The sequence below is a fragment of the Paenibacillus phytohabitans genome (genome assembly GCF_013141775.1).
Lineage (GTDB): Bacteria > Bacillota > Bacilli > Paenibacillales > Paenibacillaceae > Paenibacillus_AQ > Paenibacillus_AQ phytohabitans.
In genome coordinates this window covers 168485-190634 of sequence record NZ_WHOB01000020.1, presented here as the reverse complement: position 1 = coordinate 190634, position 22150 = coordinate 168485, and the positions used below count along the sequence as shown (strand labels likewise).

27 protein-coding genes are annotated in these 22150 nt (G+C 51.9%); all 27 read left to right on the top strand.

Going from position 1 to position 22150, the window contains the following annotated elements:
• Positions 1 to 168: 168 nt before the first annotated feature.
• Positions 169 to 879: a (d)CMP kinase gene (gene cmk, locus GC101_RS07195; protein ID WP_171716690.1), complete on the top strand. Its 711-nt coding sequence runs from the start codon at positions 169 to 171 to the stop codon at positions 877 to 879.
• Complete coding sequence (locus GC101_RS07190; RefSeq protein WP_171716689.1) at positions 876 to 1463, top strand: lysophospholipid acyltransferase family protein; 588 nt, start codon at positions 876 to 878, stop codon at positions 1461 to 1463. Before cmk ends, GC101_RS07190 begins: the two co-directional genes overlap by 4 nt.
• Before the next feature lie 156 nt (positions 1464 to 1619).
• Complete coding sequence (gene rpsA, locus GC101_RS07185; RefSeq protein WP_081970066.1) at positions 1620 to 2933, top strand: 30S ribosomal protein S1; 1314 nt, start codon at positions 1620 to 1622, stop codon at positions 2931 to 2933.
• A 173-nt stretch (positions 2934 to 3106) separates the two neighbouring features.
• The gene (gene der / locus GC101_RS07180) at positions 3107 to 4432 is read left to right on the top strand and encodes a ribosome biogenesis GTPase Der (RefSeq protein WP_042138631.1); all 1326 of its coding nucleotides are present in this window, start codon (positions 3107 to 3109) and stop codon (positions 4430 to 4432) included.
• A gap of 12 nt (positions 4433 to 4444) precedes the next feature.
• A complete protein-coding gene (gene plsY / locus GC101_RS07175; RefSeq protein WP_039301782.1) occupies positions 4445 to 5062 on the top strand; it encodes a glycerol-3-phosphate 1-O-acyltransferase PlsY in 618 nt (205 codons plus the stop codon).
• Positions 5055 to 6095: an NAD(P)H-dependent glycerol-3-phosphate dehydrogenase gene (locus GC101_RS07170; RefSeq protein WP_039301785.1), complete on the top strand. Its 1041-nt coding sequence runs from the start codon at positions 5055 to 5057 to the stop codon at positions 6093 to 6095. Before plsY ends, GC101_RS07170 begins: the two co-directional genes overlap by 8 nt.
• Before the next feature lie 66 nt (positions 6096 to 6161).
• Entirely contained in the window at positions 6162 to 6437 is a 276-nt protein-coding gene (locus tag GC101_RS07165) for a stage VI sporulation protein F (protein WP_039301788.1), read from the top strand.
• 191 nt (positions 6438 to 6628) lie between these two features.
• Positions 6629 to 6808: a DUF2768 family protein gene (locus tag GC101_RS07160; protein WP_039301791.1), complete on the top strand. Its 180-nt coding sequence runs from the start codon at positions 6629 to 6631 to the stop codon at positions 6806 to 6808.
• Between the two features lie 80 nt (positions 6809 to 6888).
• On the top strand, positions 6889 to 7506 hold the full coding sequence (locus tag GC101_RS07155; RefSeq protein WP_171716688.1) for a hypothetical protein: 618 nt from the start codon (positions 6889 to 6891) through the stop codon (positions 7504 to 7506).
• 25 nt (positions 7507 to 7531) lie between these two features.
• The gene (locus GC101_RS07150) at positions 7532 to 7900 is read left to right on the top strand and encodes a 2Fe-2S iron-sulfur cluster-binding protein (RefSeq protein WP_171716687.1); all 369 of its coding nucleotides are present in this window, start codon (positions 7532 to 7534) and stop codon (positions 7898 to 7900) included.
• Positions 7901 to 7951: 51 nt separating this feature from the next.
• Positions 7952 to 8704, top strand: coding sequence for a DUF3939 domain-containing protein (locus tag GC101_RS07145; protein WP_171716686.1), 753 nt, complete (start codon positions 7952 to 7954; stop codon positions 8702 to 8704).
• Between the two features lie 755 nt (positions 8705 to 9459).
• The gene (spoIVA, locus tag GC101_RS07140; protein ID WP_039301803.1) at positions 9460 to 10938 is read left to right on the top strand and encodes a stage IV sporulation protein A; all 1479 of its coding nucleotides are present in this window, start codon (positions 9460 to 9462) and stop codon (positions 10936 to 10938) included.
• 364 nt (positions 10939 to 11302) lie between these two features.
• Positions 11303 to 11575 (top strand): HU family DNA-binding protein, encoded by a 273-nt coding sequence (locus tag GC101_RS07135; protein ID WP_019909963.1) that lies wholly within the window; start codon positions 11303 to 11305, stop codon positions 11573 to 11575.
• Between the two features lie 110 nt (positions 11576 to 11685).
• Complete coding sequence (gene mtrB, locus GC101_RS07130; protein WP_042138627.1) at positions 11686 to 11934, top strand: trp RNA-binding attenuation protein MtrB; 249 nt, start codon at positions 11686 to 11688, stop codon at positions 11932 to 11934.
• A 107-nt stretch (positions 11935 to 12041) separates the two neighbouring features.
• Positions 12042 to 12581, top strand: a complete 540-nt coding sequence (locus GC101_RS07125; protein WP_171716685.1) for a hypothetical protein — start codon at positions 12042 to 12044, stop codon at positions 12579 to 12581.
• 113 nt (positions 12582 to 12694) lie between these two features.
• Positions 12695 to 13564: a heptaprenyl diphosphate synthase component 1 gene (locus GC101_RS07120; protein ID WP_171716684.1), complete on the top strand. Its 870-nt coding sequence runs from the start codon at positions 12695 to 12697 to the stop codon at positions 13562 to 13564.
• Between the two features lie 27 nt (positions 13565 to 13591).
• Positions 13592 to 14320, top strand: coding sequence for a demethylmenaquinone methyltransferase (locus GC101_RS07115; RefSeq protein WP_039301884.1), 729 nt, complete (start codon positions 13592 to 13594; stop codon positions 14318 to 14320).
• Positions 14313 to 15188: a UbiA-like polyprenyltransferase gene (locus tag GC101_RS07110; RefSeq protein ID WP_039301813.1), complete on the top strand. Its 876-nt coding sequence runs from the start codon at positions 14313 to 14315 to the stop codon at positions 15186 to 15188. The genes GC101_RS07115 and GC101_RS07110 overlap by 8 nt, the downstream gene beginning before the upstream one ends.
• Positions 15185 to 15787 (top strand): UbiX family flavin prenyltransferase, encoded by a 603-nt coding sequence (locus GC101_RS07105; RefSeq protein WP_076243346.1) that lies wholly within the window; start codon positions 15185 to 15187, stop codon positions 15785 to 15787. The genes GC101_RS07110 and GC101_RS07105 overlap by 4 nt, the downstream gene beginning before the upstream one ends.
• A gap of 3 nt (positions 15788 to 15790) precedes the next feature.
• A complete protein-coding gene (locus tag GC101_RS07100) occupies positions 15791 to 16651 on the top strand; it encodes a menaquinone biosynthetic enzyme MqnA/MqnD family protein (protein WP_171716683.1) in 861 nt (286 codons plus the stop codon).
• Entirely contained in the window at positions 16648 to 17616 is a 969-nt protein-coding gene (locus tag GC101_RS07095) for a polyprenyl synthetase family protein (protein WP_171716682.1), read from the top strand. The genes GC101_RS07100 and GC101_RS07095 overlap by 4 nt, the downstream gene beginning before the upstream one ends.
• 137 nt (positions 17617 to 17753) lie before the next feature.
• On the top strand, positions 17754 to 18197 hold the full coding sequence (gene ndk, locus GC101_RS07090; protein ID WP_171716681.1) for a nucleoside-diphosphate kinase: 444 nt from the start codon (positions 17754 to 17756) through the stop codon (positions 18195 to 18197).
• A 27-nt stretch (positions 18198 to 18224) separates the two neighbouring features.
• Positions 18225 to 19028, top strand: coding sequence for a CheR family methyltransferase (locus tag GC101_RS07085; RefSeq protein ID WP_039301821.1), 804 nt, complete (start codon positions 18225 to 18227; stop codon positions 19026 to 19028).
• 108 nt (positions 19029 to 19136) lie between these two features.
• Positions 19137 to 19313, top strand: a complete 177-nt coding sequence (locus tag GC101_RS07080) for a hypothetical protein (RefSeq protein WP_171716680.1) — start codon at positions 19137 to 19139, stop codon at positions 19311 to 19313.
• A 186-nt stretch (positions 19314 to 19499) separates the two neighbouring features.
• On the top strand, positions 19500 to 20669 hold the full coding sequence (gene aroC, locus GC101_RS07075; RefSeq protein WP_171716679.1) for a chorismate synthase: 1170 nt from the start codon (positions 19500 to 19502) through the stop codon (positions 20667 to 20669).
• 1 nt (position 20670) lies between these two features.
• Positions 20671 to 21774, top strand: a complete 1104-nt coding sequence (aroB, locus tag GC101_RS07070) for a 3-dehydroquinate synthase (protein WP_171716678.1) — start codon at positions 20671 to 20673, stop codon at positions 21772 to 21774.
• On the top strand, positions 21768 to 22139 hold the full coding sequence (gene aroH / locus GC101_RS07065) for a chorismate mutase (RefSeq protein WP_171716677.1): 372 nt from the start codon (positions 21768 to 21770) through the stop codon (positions 22137 to 22139). Before aroB ends, aroH begins: the two co-directional genes overlap by 7 nt.
• Positions 22140 to 22150: the final 11 nt, after the last annotated feature.

Sequence of the window (22150 nt, the reverse complement as noted above, 5' to 3'; positions counted from 1 at the left end):
TTCTCCTCAAAAACCTCCGAGTCATTTTGCACTGAGGTATAAACTGTGGTATAATTTTATAAGTCGCAGGCAATGCCTGCTTTTTTCTTGATAATATCAGCAAGTCCCTAGAGAGATATGTCGATAGGCATATTTCCTGCGGAAGAGTGTTTGAGGAGGAATGCCCCGTTGGACAGGCAGGGGACACATACTTACGACAGAATTAACGTCGCCATCGACGGACCTGCCGGGGCAGGCAAGAGTACTGTAGCCCGATTGGTAGCACGGGAGCTGTCTTACATTTATGTAGACACGGGTGCGATGTACCGGGCGATCACCTGGTATATGATTCGTGAAGGCATATCTGCGGAGGAGCATGAACTGGTGGATCAGAGGATCCAGGACATGAATATTGATCTTCTTCCGGAGAAAGACGTGCAGAAAGTGTTGATTAATGGGGAAGACATGACCCCGCATATCCGGAGTCTTCAGGTCAGCGGCCAAGTGTCGCAGTATTCGAAGATCGAGGGTGTAAGATCCAGACTCAGCCAGCTGCAGCGCCAGATGGCACTCCGTAAGGGAGTCGTAATGGATGGCCGGGATATCGGTACAACCGTACTGCCGGATGCCGAAGTGAAAATTTTCATGACGGCAAGTGTGGAGGAGCGTGCTCTCCGTCGTTACAAGGAACTGAAGGATACGGAAACAGTGACTCTCCAGCAGCTTGAACATGATATTGCAGCGCGGGACCGTCTTGACGAGGGCCGTGAGATTTCACCGCTGCGCCGTGCCGAAGACGCTGTTCTTCTGGATACGACCCATATGGATATCGGTCAGGCCGTGGAAGCCATCGTCTCCCACTGCAGAACTTATGTTGACGGGGAGAGAAATCATCTATGATTTATGCAATTTGCTGTGGATTGCTTCGCTTTATTTATGCCATACTGTTCCCGCTTAAGATTGTGGGAAGAGAAAATGTGCCAAAGGAGGGCGGAGTACTGCTCTGCGCAAATCACATCAGCCTGCTCGATCCGATGACGATTGGGATTAAGCTGAAACGACAGGTGAAATACATGGCCAAGGCGGAGCTCTTTAATGTTCCTGTATTAGGCTGGCTCATTAAGCAACTGGGCGCTTTTCCTGTCAAACGTGGCGGCGTAAGCAAAGAATCCATAAAAACGGCCCTTAATACGCTTCGCGGCGGAAATGTTATGGGCATCTTTCCGGAAGGCACGCGCAATTCTGACTCCGGTGTAGCTAAGAAAGGCGCAGCAAGTTTTGCCCTTCGCAGCGGCGCAGCCGTTGTACCTGCAGCTATTATCGGATCTTACAAGCCCTTTCGCCGGATGACTGTTGTTTACGGGGCTCCCATAGATCTCAGTTCGTTTGAAGGAGCAGGAAGTGAATCTCTGGAAGCGGTAACCGATGTTATTATGGGGCGTATCCAAGAGATGATCCAAACAGGCAAGCCCAGTACGCGTTAAGCCCGGGCGCCCTGCATCTGCGAATCGCAGATGATTAATAGCATAACCGCTATTTTTTGGAACATACTAACGTACAAAGTGCAATTGATGATTGTTTTGAACTCTGCTATACGCGGGTTTAAATAAATGGGGTTTTGAATCGAGGAGGGTAATCACATGTCTGAAGAAATCAAAAATCAAGAAGCTGCGGATAACGTTGAGAACAACGAAACCGTGGAAGCAACAGAAGCTGTGGAATCCGCAGAAGCTGTTACGGGTACCGAAGAAGAAGTGACAAGCCAAGAAGGCCTGGAAATCATTTCTTTGAAAAAAGGCGATACCGTGAAAGGAACGATCGTCAAAATCGAAGATAACCAAGCTTATGTAAGCATTGGATATAAATACGACGGCGTCATTCCTATTCGCGAATTGTCTTCCGTACAACTGGACAATGCCGCAGCAGCGGTAGAAGTAGGACAAGAAGTGGAATGCAAGGTTGTCAGCATCAACGACAACAAGGAAAGCCTGGTTCTTTCCAAACGTGCAATCGACAGCGAAAAATCATGGGAAGATCTTGAGAAATACTTCGCTTCCCAGGAATCGTTCGAAGTTACTGTGGCTGACGTTGTCAAAGGCGGCCTCGTGGCTGACGTTGGCGCGCGCGGATTCATTCCGGCTTCCATGGTTGAACGCCACTTCGTTGAAGATTTCAGCGACTACAAAGGCCGCACATTGCGTGTGAAAGTGAAAGAACTTGACCGTGAGAACAGCAAGGTTATTCTTTCCGCTAAAGAAGTTCTGGAAGAAGAATTCGAAGCTAACAAGCAGAAGATCATGTCCGAGCTGTCCGAAGGACAAATCATCGAAGGTACTGTACAACGTCTGACTCAATTCGGCGCATTTGTGGATGTTGGCGGCGTTGACGGTCTGGTTCACGTATCCGAGATCGCTTGGAACCACGTGGAGAAGCCATCCGATGTAGTATCCGAAGGTGATAAGGTTCGCGTAAAAGTACTTAAGGTTGATCCTGAAAAAGGCAAAATCAGCCTCAGCATCAAAGCCGCTGCTCCGGGTCCTTGGGATTCCGCAGCTGGTCAGATCAACATCGGCGATGTAGTTACAGGCGAAGTTAAACGCCTTGTAAACTTCGGCGCATTCGTTGAACTGCTTCCAGGCGTTGAAGGCCTTGTGCACATTTCCCAGATCTCCCACAAGCACATTGGCACTCCGCATGAAGTGCTCAAGGAAGGACAGGAAGTACAAGTGAAAGTGCTTGACTTCAATCCATCCGAGAAGCGCGTAAGTCTCAGCATCAAGGAAACCGAAGAAGCTCCGGCTCCTACGGCTAGACCTGAACGCAGCAACAGCAGAGACAGAGCGCCTAAAGAAGTGCTGAACAATCCTAACGTATCGCTCAGCAATGAAGGCCTCAGCTTCACACTGGCTGAACGTTTCGGCGATAAGCTGGACAAATTCAAGGGTAACAACTAATCCCTTTGTTATTTCATCATAACGGGTAAAGTAATCGGCGAGCCCTCGATAAGAGGGTTCGCCGATTGTGTTTTACAGGCAAGTATGGAGCGGCGGAACAGTTGTAAGACTGTTAGCCAATTGTATTGTTTTTTGCTATGATGAGTAACGTAAGGAAGACAGGAGGAATGAATATGGCAAGACCCGTTGTGGCCATCGTTGGCAGGCCTAACGTCGGTAAATCGACGATTTTTAACAGGCTGATTGGCGATAGACTGGCCATCGTAGAAGATAAACCGGGGATTACACGTGACCGGATATATGGAGTTTCGGATTGGAACGGCAAATCCTTCAGTGTGATTGATACCGGGGGGATTGAAATTGACGGTGAAGACGCCATTCTGAAGTCGATCCGCGTTCAGGCGGAGCTGGCGATCGAAGAAGCGGATGTCATCGTCTTTATGTGCGAGGCGAAGAGCGGACTTACGAGTTCGGATGAAGAAGTAGCACAGATTCTTTTCCGTTCCGGCAAGCCGATCGTTCTGGCTATTAATAAAGTGGATAACATGAAACGCACCGAGGATATTTATGAATTTTACAGTCTTGGAATTGGCGACCCGATCGGAATTTCAGGAAGCCACGGAACCGGAATCGGAGATCTGCTGGATGCGGTTGTTGAACGTCTGCCTGATAAAACCGATGAGGAATATGACGATGATGTCATTCGTGTAGCTTTGATCGGCCGTCCAAATGTAGGTAAATCCTCGCTGGTGAATGCTATTCTTGGCGAAGAACGCGTAATTGTCAGCGATGTTGCGGGTACTACACGCGATGCGATCGATACACCGTTTGAACGGGATGGCCAGCGTTATGTGCTCATTGATACTGCGGGCATGCGCAAACGCGGCAAGGTCTACGAAAACACTGAAAAATACAGCGTGATGAGAGCCATGAAGGCTATTGAACGTGCTGATGTTGTACTGGTCGTAATCAACGGTGAAGAAGGCATTATTGATCAGGACAAGCATATTGCCGGTTATGCCCATGATGCGGGCAAAGCCTCTATCTTTGTCGTCAACAAATGGGATGCCATTGAGAAAGACGACAAGACGATGCAGAATTTCGAACGCAATATCCGTGATCACTTCCTGTTCATGAGTTATGCGCCAGTCGTGTTCCTGTCTGCGCTTACCAAACAGCGCCTGCAGAAGCTGCTGCCGGTCGTGCAGCATGTTGCACAGCAGCATGCACTCCGGATTACCACGCATCTGGTGAACGATGTGGTATCCGATGCAGTAGCGATCAATCCTCCGCCGACAGACAAAGGACGCCGTCTGCGCATCAATTATGTAACCCAGGTTGCTACGAAGCCGCCGACAATCGTGGTATTCGTCAACGATCCTTCGCTGATGCACTTCTCCTATGAGCGTTATCTGGAGAATAAGCTGCGCGCGGCATTCAATTTCGAAGGCACACCGATCCGTCTCTTTACACGGCGCAAATCCGAAAACGAAGGTTAGGGGAGAAGAGTAGTGGCGTTTGAACTTCTGGTTATCGTTGTAAGCTATTTGCTTGGCTCTATCAGCTTCAGTGTATTGCTCGCCCGGCTGCTTAAAGGCATCGATATCCGCCAATATGGAAGCGGCAATGCGGGGGCAACCAATACACTGCGTGTGATGGGGAAGGGACCGGCCATACTGGTGCTGTTTCTGGACGTACTGAAGGGAATTGCCGCAGTCTGGCTTGGAACATGGGCCGGCGGCTGGGGAACCTGGATTGCAGTGGGCTGTGGTATCGCTGCTATCATCGGGCATAATTGGCCGCTCTATTTTCACTTTCGCGGAGGGAAAGGCATTGCAACGACAATTGGCGTAATGGCTACGCTTGTATTCTGGCCTGCACTGATTGCGGGATTGATTGCTATTCTGGCAATCGTTCTGACCCGGTATGTGTCGCTGGGTTCTCTGATCTTCGTGGCATTGACACCGGTATTCCTGCTGTTTACCGGGTTCACAACGCCTGAGCTGTGGGGCAGCCTGATTATCGCACTGTTTGCGTTCTGGCGTCACCGCAGCAATATACTTAAGATTTCACAGGGCCGGGAGAACAAAATCGGCTCTAAAGTTAAGGAGGCGAATCGCGTTGTCTGATAAAGTAACCGTGCTGGTCGCGGGCAGTTGGGGAACTGCGCTGGCCACTGTGCTGGCGGCTAACCACTCGGAGGTTTATCTGTGGACGCGAAAGCCGGAACAAGCTGCCGAGATTAATGAAGCCCATACGAATCATCATTTTCTGCCGGGAATCACTCTTCCTGCGAACATTATTGCCACTACGGACATGGAGACGGCTGTTTCCGGTTCGAAGGCAGTAGTTATTGTTGCGCCTTCTTCCGGAATGCGCCAGGTTGCGCACAGCCTGAAGCCCTTCTGGAAGGAAGATATGCTCTGTATTCATGCTACGAAGGGCTTTGAGACGGAGAGCATGAAGCGTATGTCGACAGTGATCTCAGAAGAGCTTGGCTGCAATGAAAGTCAGGTCGTTGTCCTCTCCGGCCCGAGTCACGCGGAGGAAGTAGTACGGCTCTGTCCGACTACCGTTGTGGTGGCTTCACCTGACGATAGCCGTGCCGCTGCAGCGCAGGGGCTGTTCATTAACAATGACTTCCGGGTATATACCAACCGCGATCAGGTCGGCGTAGAGCTGGCTGGCGCACTGAAGAATATCATCGCGCTGGGGGCAGGGCTATCCGACGGTCTGGGCTTCGGGGACAATGCCAAAGCAGCGCTTCTTACCCGCGGCTTGGCCGAGATTTCCCGTGTCGGTGTAGAGCTGGGGGCGAACCCGCTGACCTTCTCCGGCCTTGCCGGACTCGGTGACCTTGTCGTGACGGCGACCAGCCAGCACAGCCGCAACTGGCGTGCAGGTTCCATGCTGGGCCAGGGCAAGCCGCTGGCAGAGGTACTTGAGTCCATGGGCATGGTAGTGGAGGGTATCCGGACAACGGAAGCTGCTTATGCGATATCGCTTAAATTAGGCGTGCAGATGCCGATTACGGACCAGATTTATCATGTGCTGTTCAAGGGAAGAACACCGCGTAATGCGGTGGAAGCCTTGATGGGCCGTGACCGAAAGACAGAGATGGAAGCCATTTCACAGGAAACCTGGGAGCAATGGCATTCCTGATCGCGTTCACCTTTTGCCGGAGAGCCTCATATGTTGTATTGGGGATTGACGGAGGAGGGATGAATAGTGAGCAGAGATTTTTCCAAGGATGCTTTGAACGCCATTAACAAGAAGGCGGGCAAGAACATTACGGAAGGTGCCATCAAGAAGCTGGCCGGGACGGTCAAGCCGGGCACCACGCAGAATGAAGCCCAGCTCCGCCAGTTAATTAAGCAGGTGTCAGCAATGGCCAAAGTGCCAGTCAGTGAAGCTACCGTGCAGGAAATCATCAATGCCGTTAAAAAAGGCGGCGCGGGTTCCGGTTCGATGGAGTCTTTAATGAAAATGCTGCTGAAAAAATAGCATATCATGCATATAGGAGCCACCCCTCCAGGGCTGGCAAATTGCTTGTCTGCTTGTGTAGGGCAAAAACCCGGGAATCTAGCCAGATTCCGAGGTTTTTGCTCTTTTTTTAATATAAAGACTTATAATATCTAAGGTTTCACGCTATAATAGTCGCAATCCGGGTATAGTGAAATGGGGGCGCATGGACTATGGATCCGATGACGAAAATGTGGCTGTCTCTGATTGCGGTACTGATTATGGGTTTATCCGTTTTTTTGATTACATTTGCACGCAGCAGGACCAAAGGCTGGCTTAGAGGCGTACTATCCGTACTTGCATTTGTGATTATGCTGATCGGTATATTAGGCGGAGCCGCTTCAATTATGTAAGCATTTACAATACACTCAGACAGACGTATTTCTGACAGAATCGATTGATGATTTTACAGGAATGGAGCGTGTGTTGATCTATGACCGGTTCAGGAATCCCCTATGCACTTGAGACAGCGCTGGGCAGCATAGTAGAAGATTTAGAATTCTACGGGCTGGGCAAACCCCCTGTATGGCTTCTGGGAGGGAGCTGCGGGCTGCTGCTGCACGGGGCCCAACTGGCTGTCCCGCCGCGTGATATTGATGTCTATTGCGACCTGAAGGATACCTGGCAGCTTCATCAATCCCTTCTCCGGTATGCAGTCAGTCCGCCGGAAGAGGATTTCAGCGGAAGCTGTTATTCACTGCGCGCTCTCTATTTCATGGGGGAGGCCAAGGTTGAACTGGTGGGCGGGTTCAGAATGGGCAGCGGCGAATGGCAATATTCAGTGGATGCCGGCATGCTGCAGCAGTATGCCCCGGTACGCAATTACGAAGGGATTGGCCTTGTGCGTCTGATGCCGGTGGTTCATGAGCTGATATTTAATCTGCTGCGGGGCAGGGACGGGCGCTGCCAAGCAATTGCGGGGCTGATCAAACAGGATATGGCCGCCCATCTGCCGCTGCTGTATCAGTTAATTCAAGAGAACCATCTGGAAGATCACCTGCAGGCGAAGCTGGAGGCATTGCTGGAGATATCCACATCCATAGAGATTTAAGATGAACCAAGGAAGGAACAACATCATGGCACCTCATAAAAAAATAAATGTCACTTTCCTGCCCGACACCCGGCGTGTCTCCGTGCCGCATGGAGTATCGCTGCTTGAGGCTGTACACAGAGCCGGAATCGTTCTGCCCACCCGCTGCGGCGGTAAAGCCGGATGCCTGATGTGCAAAGTGTCAATAGATCCCGGAGAGTCAGCAGCGCTGAGACCTCCTTCAGAGGCCGAGAGACGCAAGCTGGGCAGCCTGCTGGATCAAGGCGTCCGTCTGGCCTGCCAGGCCGCTGTCTGGGAGGATGTGAGCGTGCACATTCCCGAGGACCCGCTTAAGGCGGCCGTACGCCGCAGACTGGAAGCTGCGCGCCGTGGAGAAGCAGAGGACTTATGGTGACTGGGAAGGCTTAGCAGATAACCAGAGAAAGGGGGCGTATTTATCAACTCCATGTATCAGGTGAAACGCCGGCGATCGCTGAGAAGAGCAGCCCTGCTGCTTTGGGTTGCCCTGCTGCTATGGTCACTTGGCGGCTGCATGTATCCCGGGGATTCTGAGCAGCGGCAGCCCGGCAACGGGTACCGCGAGAGTGTGAAGCGGGTGCAGGCAGCGGTAGATGACTATCAGGAGCAGGAAGGCCTGCTTCCGATTAAGACCAGCGATGAAGCAACGCCAAGATATGAGAAATTCGTGGTCGATCTGAATAAGCTGCAGCAGGCAGGGTACCTGGATGAAATACCGGCAGCGGCTTTTGAGAAGGGCGGCAGCGCGTATTTTCTGATTCTGGACGAAGAAAGTGATCCTCAGGTGAAGCTGATGGACCTGGTGACCGTGCAGAAGGTTAACGATGTACAGCGCAAGGTTAACCTCTACAAGTCCGCACATGGTGGAGAACTGCCGGCGGAAGAAGAAGTGTATCCGGGCCTCTCTGCAATTGATGCCAAGAAGGCGGGAACAGCGTCTATTAAGCTGAACAGTGTGTATTCCGGCCAGGCCCTGCAGTTCCTTATGGACAAGGACGGTACGGTATATGCCGATTACGGTGCGGATATCAGCTCAGCTATAGATAAGAATGGCGGGGCGCCTGAGGCAGACCGCGACTTGCGTCTGGAGCTGGAGCAGGCGTCGTATTACGTGCCCGTTAAGTCATTGCCTTATTTGTGGGTTGACAGCCAGCCGGTTCCGCAGGCTCCGACGGAATAGAAGCTTTAGATCAGCACCGGATTATAATTCCGGTGCTTTTTTATATTTTTACAGAATTTATTCAGTGTAAGCACCGCTGTTAGATTCGCTCCCCCGGCAGCTGTCCACGGATTTACTGATTATTTTGGCAGTCCGCAGCGGCAACCTGGTGGATCAAGGCGTAAATAGTTTGGAGTGCACGGCGTTTAGTTGTATTTCGTGCAGTTAAAAGACGGTGAAAAAACGGATTTTTCAGATTAACTGTATTTTGTACAACTAAAATTAGCGGAAAGCCCTCTTTTCGTGTTATGGGGATTTTTAGATGTAGAAAATACAATTAAAGCTCTAGCAGCATGCTAATCGACCGCTTTAGTTGCACAAAATACAGTTAGAGCGTGCACTCAAAACAAAATACCTGAGTCAAACCATATAGTGGTTCTAGGCGAAAACCCGGCTTCATAGGATTGATGAGAAGACTTCCGGGCGTCGTGACGCATTGGCGTGCTAGAGCGGGCATACAAAATTTCAGCTGCAAAATGCACGGACGAGGGTCATAAATCCGTTCTGGATACATATGATGATACTAGTCCAAATGCATGTCCGAGCATTCGGAGTTTAGCGCGGGGCAACATGTTCCGCCTCAGGCAGTAGCTAGGCTTCGGGCGGGCAAAGCTTAGTCCGGTGGTTGTCCTGCAAGGGTCAGTTTGCCGGCGGAACGCGAAGTCGATGCTCTTCAGGCATTTTTTCTTCGGAGTAATATGAGGAGGGGATCTCTTTTGGAAAAAGTGGATATTTTCAAGGACATTGCCGAGCGTACCGGCGGAGACATTTATCTCGGCGTCGTCGGCGCGGTTCGCACGGGGAAATCGACATTCATCAAACGGTTCATGGAAACGATTGTTCTTCCGAACATCACAAGTGAAGCGGACCGGGTAAGAGCGGTGGATGAACTGCCGCAAAGTGCGGCGGGCAAAACAATTATGACCACTGAGCCCAAATTTGTACCGAATAACGCGGTGCAGATCAAGGTGGCGGAAGGCCTGGAAGTCAATGTCCGGCTGGTCGATTGTGTAGGTTATGCGGTAGAAGGTGCCAAAGGCTACGAGGATGAGAATGGTCCGCGTATGATCTCAACACCGTGGTTTGAGGAACCGATTCCGTTCCAGGAAGCGGCTGAGATCGGCACACGCAAAGTGATTCAGGAGCATTCCACACTCGGTGTGGTAGTGACAACCGACGGTACGATTGCTGAAATTCCCCGGAACTCGTATGTGGATTCCGAAGAGCGCGTCATTGCTGAGCTGAAGGAGGTTGGCAAGCCGTTTGTGCTTGTAATCAACTCCACCCGGCCGCGCAGTGAGGAAGCACAGCAGCTGCGCAACGAGCTCGCACTCAAATATGATATTCCGGTAATGACACTCAGCGCCGCCAATATGACGGAAGATGATGTGACCGGGGTACTCCGTGAAGTGCTGTATGAATTCCCGGTACATGAAGTTAATGTCAATCTGCCGAGCTGGGTTATGGTGCTGGGCGAGAATCACTGGCTGCGCAGCAGCTATGAGAATTCTGTCCGCGATACGGTGAAGGATATCCGCCGCCTGCGGGATGTGGACCGGCTCGTCTCCCAGTTTACAGAATATGATTTCATTGACAGGGCTGGCCTCAGCGGCATGAACATGGGCCAGGGGGTAGCGGAGATCGATCTATATGCTCCTGAAGAGCTGTATGATCAGGTTCTCATGGAGGTGGTCGGCGTGGAGATCCGCGGCAAAGACCATCTGCTCCAGCTGATGCAGGACTTCTCCCATGCCAAACGTGAGTATGACCGCTTCTCAGAAGCTCTGGAGATGGTCAAAACTACAGGTTATGGTATAGCAGCCCCATCCCTGGCCGAGATGGCTCTGGATGAGCCTGAGCTGATCCGTCAGGGCTCCCGCTTCGGGGTCCGGCTGAAGGCTACAGCACCTTCGATCCATATGATCCGGGTCGATGTCGAATCTGAATTCTCGCCGATTATCGGCACAGAGAAGCAGAGTGAAGAGCTGGTGCGTTACCTGATGCAGGACTTTGAGAATGACCCAATCAAGATCTGGGAATCGGATATCTTCGGCCGTTCCCTGCATTCCATCGTCCGTGAGGGCATCCAGGGCAAGATTGCCATGATGCCGGATAATGCCCGCTATAAGCTGCAGGAAACGCTGGGCCGGATTATTAACGAAGGTTCAGGCGGACTGATTGCCATAATTCTCTAAATGTAAGCAGGCCTAGCGATAAGAGCGGAAGAATTTCCGCTCTTTTTTGCTGCTGATTTTAAGATTTTGAGGATAGCTTAGCGGCGGGCAAAAGGGGGAATCTCCCAGGAAAGACTCCGATTTTACGGAATAATTGGTAGTAATAGACTGCGCGAAACCCCGAAAACATGTGGAAACATGCTACTTTCTGCTCCTTTTTTGAGTAACGCCTTGAAATTATGGGTGGGCTGTATTACTATAAGTTTGTTGCGCTTCTTGAAGAGAGGCGCCAGTATCCAGTAATAAACGGGATTATCACGTATATTTTGCGTTGAAACGGAAACAGTGTATGATACCGGAAATTTGCCCAGGGAGGTGAGAAAACATGAACAAATCAGATTTGATCAACGTAGTTACAGAAGCAACTGAACTTCCCAAGAAAGATGCTACTAAAGCGGTAGATGCCGTTTTCGAAGCTATCACAGGTGCACTGCAAAGCGGAGATAAAGTACAGCTGGTTGGATTCGGAAACTTTGAAGTGCGCGAACGTTCCGCACGTAAAGGCCGTAACCCGCAGACTGGTGAAGAAATCGAAATTCCTTCGAGCAAGGTACCGGCATTCAAACCCGGTAAAGCGCTGAAAGACGGAATCAAATAGAGATTTCTACATATCTATCCCATAGTCTTTGAATAACAACTATGCCGCCCTCCAAGGCGGCATTTGTTTTTTAGAAGCTTAGGCTTACCATACTTTAAGGAGGATCACAAATGACTGAGAAGCACAATGAAGTGAATCCTGCACCATCAGGCAGCGATTATATCGTAATCAAAGCCAAAGAGAACGGAGTTCAGGTCATCGGACTGACAAGGGGCCTGGATACACGCTTTCACCATACGGAGAAGCTTGATAAAGGCGAAGTCCTCATTGCCCAATTCACAGATCATACCTCAGCAATGAAAATCCGCGGGAAAGCTGAAATCTGGAGCAAACACGGACAATTAGAGAGTGAAAGCTGAGAAGCAGGCATAGCCTGCTTTTTTTCAAAATATAACTAGATATAGGACTGTCAGTGGTTCAGTATAATCCTGCTGCGCAGCGGAAATTCTGAGTAAGGGGGCTTGTCATGAACCGTAGCTGGCTGATTGGAACTGTCTTGCTGCTGACCGCGGCATCTACTATGCTGCTGCCTCAGCTCGCCAGTCTCGGGGCAGCCCCCCAGGGCGCCTATGGTACAGTGGAGACTATAAGCCGGGACAGCACCGTTCTGGGCGATGACAATCTGGTAGATAGGCTCGGGGAGATTCCCTTTAGCCTGGTTATAGACAAGGCGGGCTGGAAGGACCAGGTGTTAACTCTGGATCTTAAGGTGACCGGCAATGACCATGAACCGCAGGAGCTGTATCAGAACATGGCGCTGGCGATTGCGTTTGCCTTTCAGGAGACCGGCAATACCGATCAGCTGCTGCTCCGTGTGGTGGCCGAGGATAAATGGCTGGATACCCGCCGCCTGCTGCTGGCTGGTGACATCCGCCGGGCGGAATGGTCTCCCCGGCTGCAGGATGAGCTGCAGAATGCCGGCAATTCCCCGCTGCCCGATTCGCTGAAGAACGGCTTCCGCATTAGTGAAAGCGAGCTGTGGAAAAAACAGTTCATTTATCCCTGAAGTGGGTAAAAGAAACTAGAATGCACGACCGTGCGTGACCAAAAAACATGTGATATAATAGACAAGATTGTGAACAAAGATATAGTCAAACGTCAATGGCTTCGGAGGCTGAAATGAAACCGTACCGCATACCGCAACTGGCTAAACCCTACACCGACTACGACATGATTCAGCGGCATACGGAATTGCCGCCGTTCTCAGACGGGCGGGGTCATTTGTTATATATTTTTCTGGGTCACGGCCGGAGTGCCGGATTCCAGAGTGGAGAGCTGTTCACTCTGGTGACCGGGCTTGTGCAGCTCGGGCTGGACACACATGAGAGCATAGACCGTTATCATGATGAGCCCGGCGGTGATATGATGCGTTCCCGCCAGCTTAAGGTGCTGGCCGGCGATTACTTCAGCAGCTGGTTCTATCACCTGCTCGCCAAACACGAACAAATTGAGATGGTGGGTATTCTAAGTACGGCTATCGCTGATTTTAATGTGATGAAGGCTAATCTTTACGGCAAGATGAAAGGGCTGCTTTTCACAGCCGAACAATATTTGAAGCACACGGTACAGCTCAATATGAGGCTGTTTCTTTCTTTTACACCGATGATTGAGGAGCCGCTCCGGGATAGCTGGGAAAAGCTGCTGGTGGAGTTCAGCCAGTGCGAAACCGTAACGCAGGAGCTGCGCCGCGGCGCAGACCCAGTAAGTGCTCTGGAAGGCTACTGCTACTGGAAGGTGCTGGAGTCGGCGACAGAAGAGGAGCGCCAGCTGCTGGGACAGCAGGAGCTGGATAGCAGGGACTGGAAGAAGCTTAAGCTAAGAAGCAAATGTGATGCCCTGCTGACAGACAAGCTGCATGCATCGCTTGAGTCCATTCAGGGCTTGCTGCAGGGTATCAAGGACGAGGAACTGATCAGTGAGCTGAGTGCTGCGCTGGACCGCCTTCTTCTGCAAATGAAAATTTCCGGACAAGCTGCCGTGGAGGGTTAGAGGATGACTGTAGATAAAACTTCCGTTATGGGTGACCAAGGCATCAAGCCGAAAGAACAATTCGTACATTCCGTATTTGAGAGCATTGCCGGCAAATACGATTTGATGAATGATATCTTAAGCTTCCGCCGCCACAAAGCGTGGCGCAAGTTTACAATGCGCAAGATGAACATGAAGCGCGGGGATTCGGCAGTGGATCTGTGCTGCGGGACCTGCGACTGGAGCATCGCCCTGGCTGAGGCCAGTGAGACCGGCTGTGTCATGGGACTGGATTTCAGTGCGGGCATGCTGGAGGTCGGCAAGCGCAAGGTAGAGGGGCGCGGACTCCAGGACCGGATATCCCTGATTCAGGGCAATGCGATGGATCTGCCCTTCGGTGATAATTCCTTCGATTATGCGACGATTGGCTTCGGACTCCGCAATGTGCCTGATCCCGTTCAAGTGCTGAACGAAATGAAGCGTGTGGTGAAGCCGGGCGGTATGGTGGTGTGCCTGGAGCTTTCGAAGCCGATGAAGCAGCCGTTCAAAGGAATTTATTTTTTCTATTTCCAGCGTGTGCTTCCGTTGCTCGGCAAGCTTTTTGCCAAGCGGTATGAGCAATATAAGTGGCTTCCCGAGTCACTCGCCCTGTTCCCGGACAGAGAGCAGCTGGCAGTGATCTTCCGTGAAACCGGCTTGCAAAAAGTGGAATCTTTCCCCTTGACCGGCGGCATCGCGGCATTACATATTGGGCTCAAGGAGAACAGCAATGTTTAAGAAAATCGGCATCTTTCTACAAATGATTAAATTTGAACATACGGTTTTTGCTCTACCCTTTGCTTTTATGGGCGCTTTGCTCGGATCGGTTGTAATGTTTGGTGAACTGCCTTCCTGGAGCCAGATCGGCTGGGTTGTGATTGCCATGTTCGGTGCACGCAGCGCGGCTATGGGACTTAACCGGCTGATCGACCGGATCAGCGATGCGAAGAATCCCCGGACAGCCGGGAGAGCGATTCCTGCAGGACTGCTGAAGGTTGGAGAAGTATCGTTATTTATCGCCTTCTCGTTCTTTTTGCTGTTCTGGGCTGCTTTTAAGCTGAATCCGCTGTCAGCGAAGCTGCTGCCGATTGCTGTTTTCCTGCTGGTGTTCTATTCGTTCACGAAACGCTTCACCTGGGCTTGCCACCTGATTCTCGGTCTTACGATCGCGCTTGCGCCGCTCGGCGGCTGGGTTGCGGTTACGGGCACTGTAGACTGGACCTCCATGGTATTCTATTTCACTATCGTCTTCTGGACAGCGGGTTTTGATATTATTTATTCCTGCCAGGATGTGGAATTCGATCTTAAGGAAGGACTGTACTCTATTCCTGTCCGCTTCGGAGTTGCCCGTGCGCTTCTTATTGCCAAGGTGTTTCATCTGCTTACGGGAATCGGATTTGTATCGCTGCTCTTTATTACCGAATTGAGCTGGTGGTATGTGGCAGGTATGCTGATTGCCTACATTATTTTATTTTATGAGCATTATATCGTATCCCCGAGCGACCTCAGTAAACTGCAGACGGCGTTTTTCACAATGAACGGGGTGCTTAGTATTGTAGTCTTTTCCTTTACTCTGATTGACCTGGTGGTGCAGTTCTACAAATGACCGAGCTTAAGCCCAAAAATTTCGTGGTTGGCATTACCGGCGCGAGCGGCGGGATCTACGGCATCCGGCTTACAGAAACCCTGCTCTCGCTCGGTTACACGGTACATCTGGTGGTTAGCAATGCTGGCTGGCGCGTCTTCAAAGAAGAATTAGGCTTCACGGCCTCAGACCGGGAAGGGTTTCTGGACGGGCGGTTCAGCAGCTATCCCGGTTCTCTTCTGTATCACCCTATCGCAGATATTGGTGCTTCAATTGCCAGCGGCTCCTTCCGGACGGAAGGGATGATCATTATGCCTTGCTCGATGGGAACACTGTCTGCTGTAGCGCAGGGCAGTTCTGATAATCTGATGACGCGGGCTGCGGATGTCATGCTGAAGGAAGGGCGCCCCTTGGTGCTTGTTCCCCGGGAGACACCGCTGCACGCGATTCACCTGGAGAATATGCTGAAGCTGTCCCGGATGGGAGTCAAGCTTATCCCGGCGATGCCGGCGTTTTATTTTGGACCCGCAACAATCGATGATCTGATTAATTTCATGGTAGGCAAAGTGCTGGACAGCTTTAATATTGAACATACTTTATTTCGCAGATGGGGGGAATGAAGGATGACACATCCAGAGCACACCGTTATCGGTAAAATCAGTTACACCAATTCATGGCCGGTATTTCATAATTTCCATCCTTCTTCTCTAAGCTTCCCGGCAGAGATGGTGAGTGAAGTGCCCGCCATTCTCAATCAAGGCATGGCCGACGGGAGCATACATGTAGGCGCATTATCCTCCTTCGCGTACGCAGCGGCCAGCGACCGGCTTCTGCTGCTTCCGGATCTGTCCGTCAGTGCTGACGGGCCGGTCAAATCGATCCTGCTCTTCTCAAGAATGCCGGTGCAGTCTATCGGCAGCGGCAGGATCGCCGTAACGAATACATCGGCCACTTCTGTCAATCTGCTGAAAATTCTGATGGACAAGGCTATAGGTGCCACCCCTGAATATATCAGTGTCCCTCCTGATCTGAACGAAATGATGAATCAGGCAGATGCCGGTCTGCTGATCGGGGATCATGCCATCCGGGCATCCTGGCAGGATCAGGGATATTACGTAACGGATCTGGGCGAGCTCTGGAAGGAATGGACCGGACTTAGCATGACTTTTGCCGTCTGGGCAGTTAACCGCAGGGCTGCTTTGCGTAATCCGGAAGCGATTGCCGAGATTGCGGAAGCCTTCGCTGTCAGCAAAAGGCGCGGCCTGCGCGATCTGGCGCCAATTACACATGAAGCCCGCTGCACCATCGGAGGTACGGCATCCTATTGGAACGATTACTTCCGTAATTTATGTTATGACTTTGGGGAAAGGCAGCAGGAAGGTCTGAACCTCTATTTCCGCTATGCCTATGAAATGGGCCTGCTGCCGCAGGAAGTGAAGATGGAGCTTTGGAGCCACAATCTGCTGACACGGGTGAAAGAATGAAGCGAATGCAAATATTCGGCTTGCTGAACAAAGATATGGATCAGATTGAAAAGGAACTGTACCGCAGTGTCCAGGGTGATGATGACCTGCTGACAGAAACCTCGCTGCACCTGCTCAAGGCGGGAGGCAAGCGCCTTCGTCCGGTATTTGTCCTCATGGGCGGCAAATTCGGACAGTATGACCTCGACAAGCTGAAGCGTGTAGCGATTCCGCTGGAGCTGATACATAGCGCCTCCCTTGTCCACGATGATGTCATCGACGATGCTGAACTCCGGCGGGGGGAGCCCACCGTCAAGGCGAAGTGGGGCGACAAGATCGCCATGTATACCGGTGACTATATCTATGCCAAGGCACTGGTCATGACTTCGGAGCTGAAGAATCCCCGGATTCATCAGATTCTCTCCAAAGCTATGGTGGAGATGTCGATCGGAGAGATGGAGCAGATTCGTGATTTCTTCAACAGCGGGCAGAGCGTGCGTCATTACCTGCGGAGAATCCGCCGCAAGACAGCACTGCTAATAGCCGTCAGCTGTCAGCTCGGCGCCCTGGCTGCAGAAGCAGAGCCGGAGACAGCAAGGCTGCTCTATAATTACGGATACAACGTGGGGATGGCGTTTCAGATCCGTGATGATCTGCTCGATCTTTCCGGAACGGAGAAGCAAATCGGCAAGCCGCCGGGCAGCGATATGCGCCAGGGCAACATTACATTGCCGGTGATTTACAGCCTGCAGGACTCAAGGCTGCGCGAAGGACTGATGGAAGAGCTGGAACTGATCCGCGCGGGGAATGGCGGGGTTGGCCGTGCAATCGACCTGATCCTTTCCGGGGACGGAATTGCCCGTGCGGAGGAGCTGGCTTCCCGTTACATCGCCAAGGCGCTGGAGGCGCTGGAGCAGCTCCCGGGCAACCGGACCAAACGTAATCTGCGGGACATCGCCTTTTTTGTCACAGGACGCGCTTATTAATCTGGCAGCTTCCGCAGATTAAGCGTTCACAGATGCCGAGGTTTCTGATAATATCAGAAAATGAACAACCTGATTATGCAATCCCGTATAGACAAACCTAGCATTCATTAAGAATTAGGGAAATGGAGAGTGACTCTATGGAACAAACGTATCTGATGATCAAACCGGACGGTGTACAACGCGGATTGATCGGGCGTATTGTCGCCCGCCTGGAGGATAAGGGATTCAAGCTGGTTGCGGCGAAGCTGATTATCATTACAGAAGCACAAGCCAAGAAGCACTACGCAGAGCATGAAGGTAAATATTTCTTCCCGGAACTGGTAGGCTTTATCACCTCCGGTCCTGTGTTTGCCATGGTATGGGAAGGCGATGATGTCGTAGCGCTGTCGCGTCTGCTGATAGGCAAAACCAAAGTGGGCGAGGCATTGCCGGGAACGATCCGCGGTGACTATGCCAGCCACACCCCGCTTAATTTGATCCACGGATCAGACTCGCCGGAAAGCGCAGCACGTGAAATTGCCAATTTCTTTGCTCCGTCTGAACTGGCCCAGTATAACAAAGACATCTCAGTCTGGATGTAAGGTCCGGCGGAAGACAGGAGAATATTTATGGCAGAACGTGAAGAACCCGCATTAACCCCAGACCCGGATTACACCGGATTTATTCATAATGTCAAACAGAGCACCGGAATTGATCTCGCCCAGTATAAGGAAGCGCAGATGAAGCGGCGTCTTACGACGCTCCGCATGAAGAACGGTTACAATTCTTTTAGTGATTTTTATGCCGCAATGATGAAGGACAAGGCTTTATTCTATGAATTTCTCGACCGGATGACCATTAATGTCTCCGAATTCTGGCGTAATCCGAACCGCTGGGAAGTATTAAGGGATGTTATTCTGCCTGATCTTCAGCGTTCCGGCCGCAGACTGAAGCTGTGGAGTGCCGCCTGCTCTACCGGAGAAGAACCATATACCCTTGCGATGATCCTGTCAGACAAGAATATTCTGGCCCAGACCGGTATTCTGGCAACGGATATTGATGACGGGGCGTTGGCCAAAGCGAAGCAGGGGTTATATCTGGAGCGCTCCTTGAAAGATGTCCCTAAAGATGTGGCTGACCGGTATTTCACTCCGGAGGGACCAGTGTTCAAGGTCAGTGAAGGACTGAAGAAGAGTATCGATTTCCGCAAGCAGAATCTGCTGCTCGATAAGTTTGATGAAGGCTTCGACCTGATCATCTGCCGGAATGTAATGATCTATTTCACAGAAGAAGCCAAGAATAAGCTGTATCACAAATTCTCGGCCAGCCTGCGTCCCGGCGGCTATCTGTTCGTGGGCAGCACGGAACAGATTTTCACGCCTGCGCAGTATGGCTTCGAATCTACAGAAACCTTCTTCTACCGCAAGAAGTAGGCAGCTGCTGCTTATCCGCATTGCCTGTCACTACAGGTATACTTTAACTTCTTTTCAGTGATACTGAAGAGTAGAAACCGTATGCCAAGTGAAAGGTCGTTATATTAGATGGACAAAAGCAAGGTTATAGCCGCGTATCGACGCGGCTTCCTCACAGTCCGCGAATGCGGACAGGTTCTCGGGATTGAGGAGCTGCAGCTGCAGAGCCTGCTTGCAGCGGAGGAGGGCAGAACCGGCAGCCTGCCTCCCGCACCGGGTGACCGGCAGCTGGAGACAGGCTCTTAGGGCGGGGATGCACAGCAGCGCCGTTTCTGCTCGAAAGAGCAGGAGCGGCGCTATTCTTGTTCAGGAATAGAGTAGCTCTTGAAGGTGATCACTTTCTTGTCAAAGCCGATGGCCTATACTATAATAAGCAAAGACATTTAACATTTTAGCGGTTTACAGTCTAAAAGTGTGAAGGGGGAACGCAGCATGAGTTTACGCTATTTAACAGCGGGGGAAACGCACGGCCCCCAGCTTACAGCCATTATTGAGGGATTGCCCAGCAATTTGACACTTGATTTCGAAGAGCTTAATTTCCAGCTGCACCGGAGACAGAAGGGCTACGGCCGCGGACGCCGGATGCAGATTGAGAAGGATACCGCCGAGATTGTAGGCGGCGTGCGCCATGGTTCCACAACGGGTGCTCCTGTTGCCCTGGTGGTGGAGAACAAGGACTGGACGCATTGGAAGAACATCATGAATATCGAGCCGATTCCAGGCAGTGATGAGGAGAAGCGCCGGGTCAACCGTCCGCGTCCCGGACATGCCGACCTGAACGGCGGCTTGAAGTATAACCTTACGGATCTGCGCAATGTACTGGAGCGCTCCAGCGCCCGTGAAACGGCTGCCCGGGTTGCGGTAGGCGCAGTAGCCCGCCAGTTGCTGGCGGCATTCGGGGTGAAGATTGCCGGACAAGTGATCCGTATCGGTGAAATCGAAGCACCTGCCAACCAGCTCCCGGTAGATGAGCTGATCGTGCAGACCGAAGAGTCCTCTGTGAGAGTCGTCGACAAAGAGACGGAACAGAAGATGGAGGCTTACATAGACAAGATCAAGGAAGAAGGCGACTCCATCGGCGGGATTGTGGAATGTATTGTCGAGGGTCTGCCGGTCGGCCTTGGCAGTCATGTGCAGTCTGACCGCAAGCTCGATGGAGCCATCGCCGGAGCCGTTATGTCGATTAATGCCTTCAAAGGTGTGGAGATCGGCATCGGCTTCGAGGCCGGCAAGCTGCGCGGCTCACAGGTTCATGACGAGATTATGTATGAAGCATCACAGGGATACTACCGGGCAAGCAACCGGCTGGGCGGTTTCGAAGGCGGAATGACCAACGGAATGCCGGTGGTGGTCCGTGGAGTGATGAAGCCGATTCCGACGTTGTATAAGCCGCTGCAAAGCGTAGATATTGATACGAAGGAACCGTTCACTGCCCAGGTGGAGCGTTCGGATGCCTGCGCAGTTCCGGCAGCCTGTGTCGTACTGGAGAATGTGGTGGCCTGGGAGATTGCCAAGGCTTTCCTGGATAAATTCGGCGGCGATTCAATGGAAGAGATCCAAGCCAACTATAATAATTACCTGGCGCAGCTGGAGAGCTATTAAGATGCGCAGCATTACGGTAGCTCTGGGCGAACGCTCTTATCCTATTTATATCGGCAGCGGACTGCTGCAGAATATTGGTGAACGCTGCATAGAAGCCGGTTTCCCGCAGCGCAGTCCGCTGCTGGTTGTCACGGACAGTGAAGTGGCTCCGCGTTATCTGAATCAGGTAGAGGCTTCCCTGCGCGGCAGCGGATATACGGTGGTCAGCCATGTAATTCAGGCTGGTGAAGCTTCCAAATCTCTGGCCGTCTATGAAGAGGTCATTACGACAGCCATTCAGGGCGGGCTGGACCGCAGCTCTGCAGTGCTGGCGCTTGGCGGGGGAGTAGTAGGGGATCTGGCCGGATTCGTCGCCGCCTCTTATATGCGGGGAATCGGATTCATGCAGATTCCCACCACGATTCTCGCCCACGACAGCAGTGTAGGCGGCAAGGTTGCGGTCAACCATCCGCTGGCCAAGAATATGCTTGGCGCCTTCTATCAGCCGTCCATGGTGCTGTACGATCTGGACACCCTTGCTACACTTCCTCCACGGCAGGTTGCTTCGGGACTGGCTGAGGTTGTGAAGCATGGTCTGATCCTTGACAAAGTGTTCGCGTACTGGTGCCGTGAGCATGCCGGAGAGCTGCTTGCCCTGGACCCGGAGGCTCTGGGTTACGCGCTGGAACGCGGCTGTGCGATCAAGGCTGACGTTGTCTGCAATGATGAGACGGAGCAGGGGCAGCGTGCAATTCTGAACCTGGGACATACCATTGGACATGCTATTGAAGCAGTAGGCGGCTATGGCGTATTTCTTCATGGTGAGGCTATTGCTATTGGAATGGCCGGTTCAGCCCTGCTGGCCGCGAAGCTGGGCCGGGACAGAGCGATCTATGAAGATACGGTATCTATGCTCACCGCGTTGTCTCTACCGATCAGACTGCCGGTGGAATACGATGAGGATGAGCTGATGGAAGCCATGATGCATGACAAGAAGTTCAAGGAAGGCAGAATGACCTTTATCGTGCCGGACGACATCGGCGCTGTCAGTATTGTGGGCGATGTGCAGGCAAGTGATGTGCGCGGGGTTATCGCCCAGCTCAAGAAGGAGGAAAGCCCATGGTGAACCGGGGGATACGCGGTGCAACAACCGTAACGAAGAATGAGGAAACTGAAATTTTAAGCGAGACTGTTGTGCTGCTGAGGGAAATTGTTGAGCGCAACGATGTTATCGCCGAGGATATCTGCAGTGTGTGGATCACGATGACCGCAGACCTGGACGCCACTTTTCCGGCGCGTGCCATCCGTGAGATTGAAGGCTGGGAAATGGTGCCGCTGATGTGTTCCGTAGAGATTCCGGTCAAAGGCAGCCTGCCGCAGTGCATCCGCCTGATGGTCCAGGTTAATACGGATAAATCACAGCGGGACATCCGCCATGTGTATCTGAATGAAGCCCAGCGGCTTCGTCCCGATCTCTCACAAGGCAAGTAATAAATTATCTA

Bases quoted from the DNA above. Each gene is read 5' to 3' on its own strand.
- GC101_RS07190 (WP_171716689.1), top strand. From the start codon at position 876: ATGATTTATGCAATTTGCTGTGGATTGCTTCGCTTTATTTATGCCATA.
- rpsA (WP_081970066.1), top strand. From the start codon at position 1,620: ATGTCTGAAGAAATCAAAAATCAAGAAGCTGCGGATAACGTTGAGAAC.
- der (WP_042138631.1), top strand. From the start codon at position 3,107: ATGGCAAGACCCGTTGTGGCCATCGTTGGCAGGCCTAACGTCGGTAAA.
- GC101_RS07160 (WP_039301791.1), top strand. From the start codon at position 6,629: ATGGATCCGATGACGAAAATGTGGCTGTCTCTGATTGCGGTACTGATT.
- GC101_RS07155 (WP_171716688.1), top strand. From the start codon at position 6,889: ATGACCGGTTCAGGAATCCCCTATGCACTTGAGACAGCGCTGGGCAGC.
- GC101_RS07150 (WP_171716687.1), top strand. From the start codon at position 7,532: ATGGCACCTCATAAAAAAATAAATGTCACTTTCCTGCCCGACACCCGG.
- GC101_RS07145 (WP_171716686.1), top strand. From the start codon at position 7,952: ATGTATCAGGTGAAACGCCGGCGATCGCTGAGAAGAGCAGCCCTGCTG.
- GC101_RS07135 (WP_019909963.1), top strand. From the start codon at position 11,303: ATGAACAAATCAGATTTGATCAACGTAGTTACAGAAGCAACTGAACTT.
- mtrB (WP_042138627.1), top strand. From the start codon at position 11,686: ATGACTGAGAAGCACAATGAAGTGAATCCTGCACCATCAGGCAGCGAT.
- GC101_RS07125 (WP_171716685.1), top strand. From the start codon at position 12,042: ATGAACCGTAGCTGGCTGATTGGAACTGTCTTGCTGCTGACCGCGGCA.
- GC101_RS07120 (WP_171716684.1), top strand. From the start codon at position 12,695: ATGAAACCGTACCGCATACCGCAACTGGCTAAACCCTACACCGACTAC.
- GC101_RS07115 (WP_039301884.1), top strand. From the start codon at position 13,592: ATGGGTGACCAAGGCATCAAGCCGAAAGAACAATTCGTACATTCCGTA.
- GC101_RS07110 (WP_039301813.1), top strand. From the start codon at position 14,313: ATGTTTAAGAAAATCGGCATCTTTCTACAAATGATTAAATTTGAACAT.
- GC101_RS07105 (WP_076243346.1), top strand. From the start codon at position 15,185: ATGACCGAGCTTAAGCCCAAAAATTTCGTGGTTGGCATTACCGGCGCG.
- GC101_RS07100 (WP_171716683.1), top strand. From the start codon at position 15,791: ATGACACATCCAGAGCACACCGTTATCGGTAAAATCAGTTACACCAAT.
- GC101_RS07095 (WP_171716682.1), top strand. From the start codon at position 16,648: ATGAAGCGAATGCAAATATTCGGCTTGCTGAACAAAGATATGGATCAG.
- ndk (WP_171716681.1), top strand. From the start codon at position 17,754: ATGGAACAAACGTATCTGATGATCAAACCGGACGGTGTACAACGCGGA.
- GC101_RS07085 (WP_039301821.1), top strand. From the start codon at position 18,225: ATGGCAGAACGTGAAGAACCCGCATTAACCCCAGACCCGGATTACACC.
- GC101_RS07080 (WP_171716680.1), top strand. From the start codon at position 19,137: ATGGACAAAAGCAAGGTTATAGCCGCGTATCGACGCGGCTTCCTCACA.
- aroC (WP_171716679.1), top strand. From the start codon at position 19,500: ATGAGTTTACGCTATTTAACAGCGGGGGAAACGCACGGCCCCCAGCTT.
- aroB (WP_171716678.1), top strand. From the start codon at position 20,671: ATGCGCAGCATTACGGTAGCTCTGGGCGAACGCTCTTATCCTATTTAT.
- aroH (WP_171716677.1), top strand. From the start codon at position 21,768: ATGGTGAACCGGGGGATACGCGGTGCAACAACCGTAACGAAGAATGAG.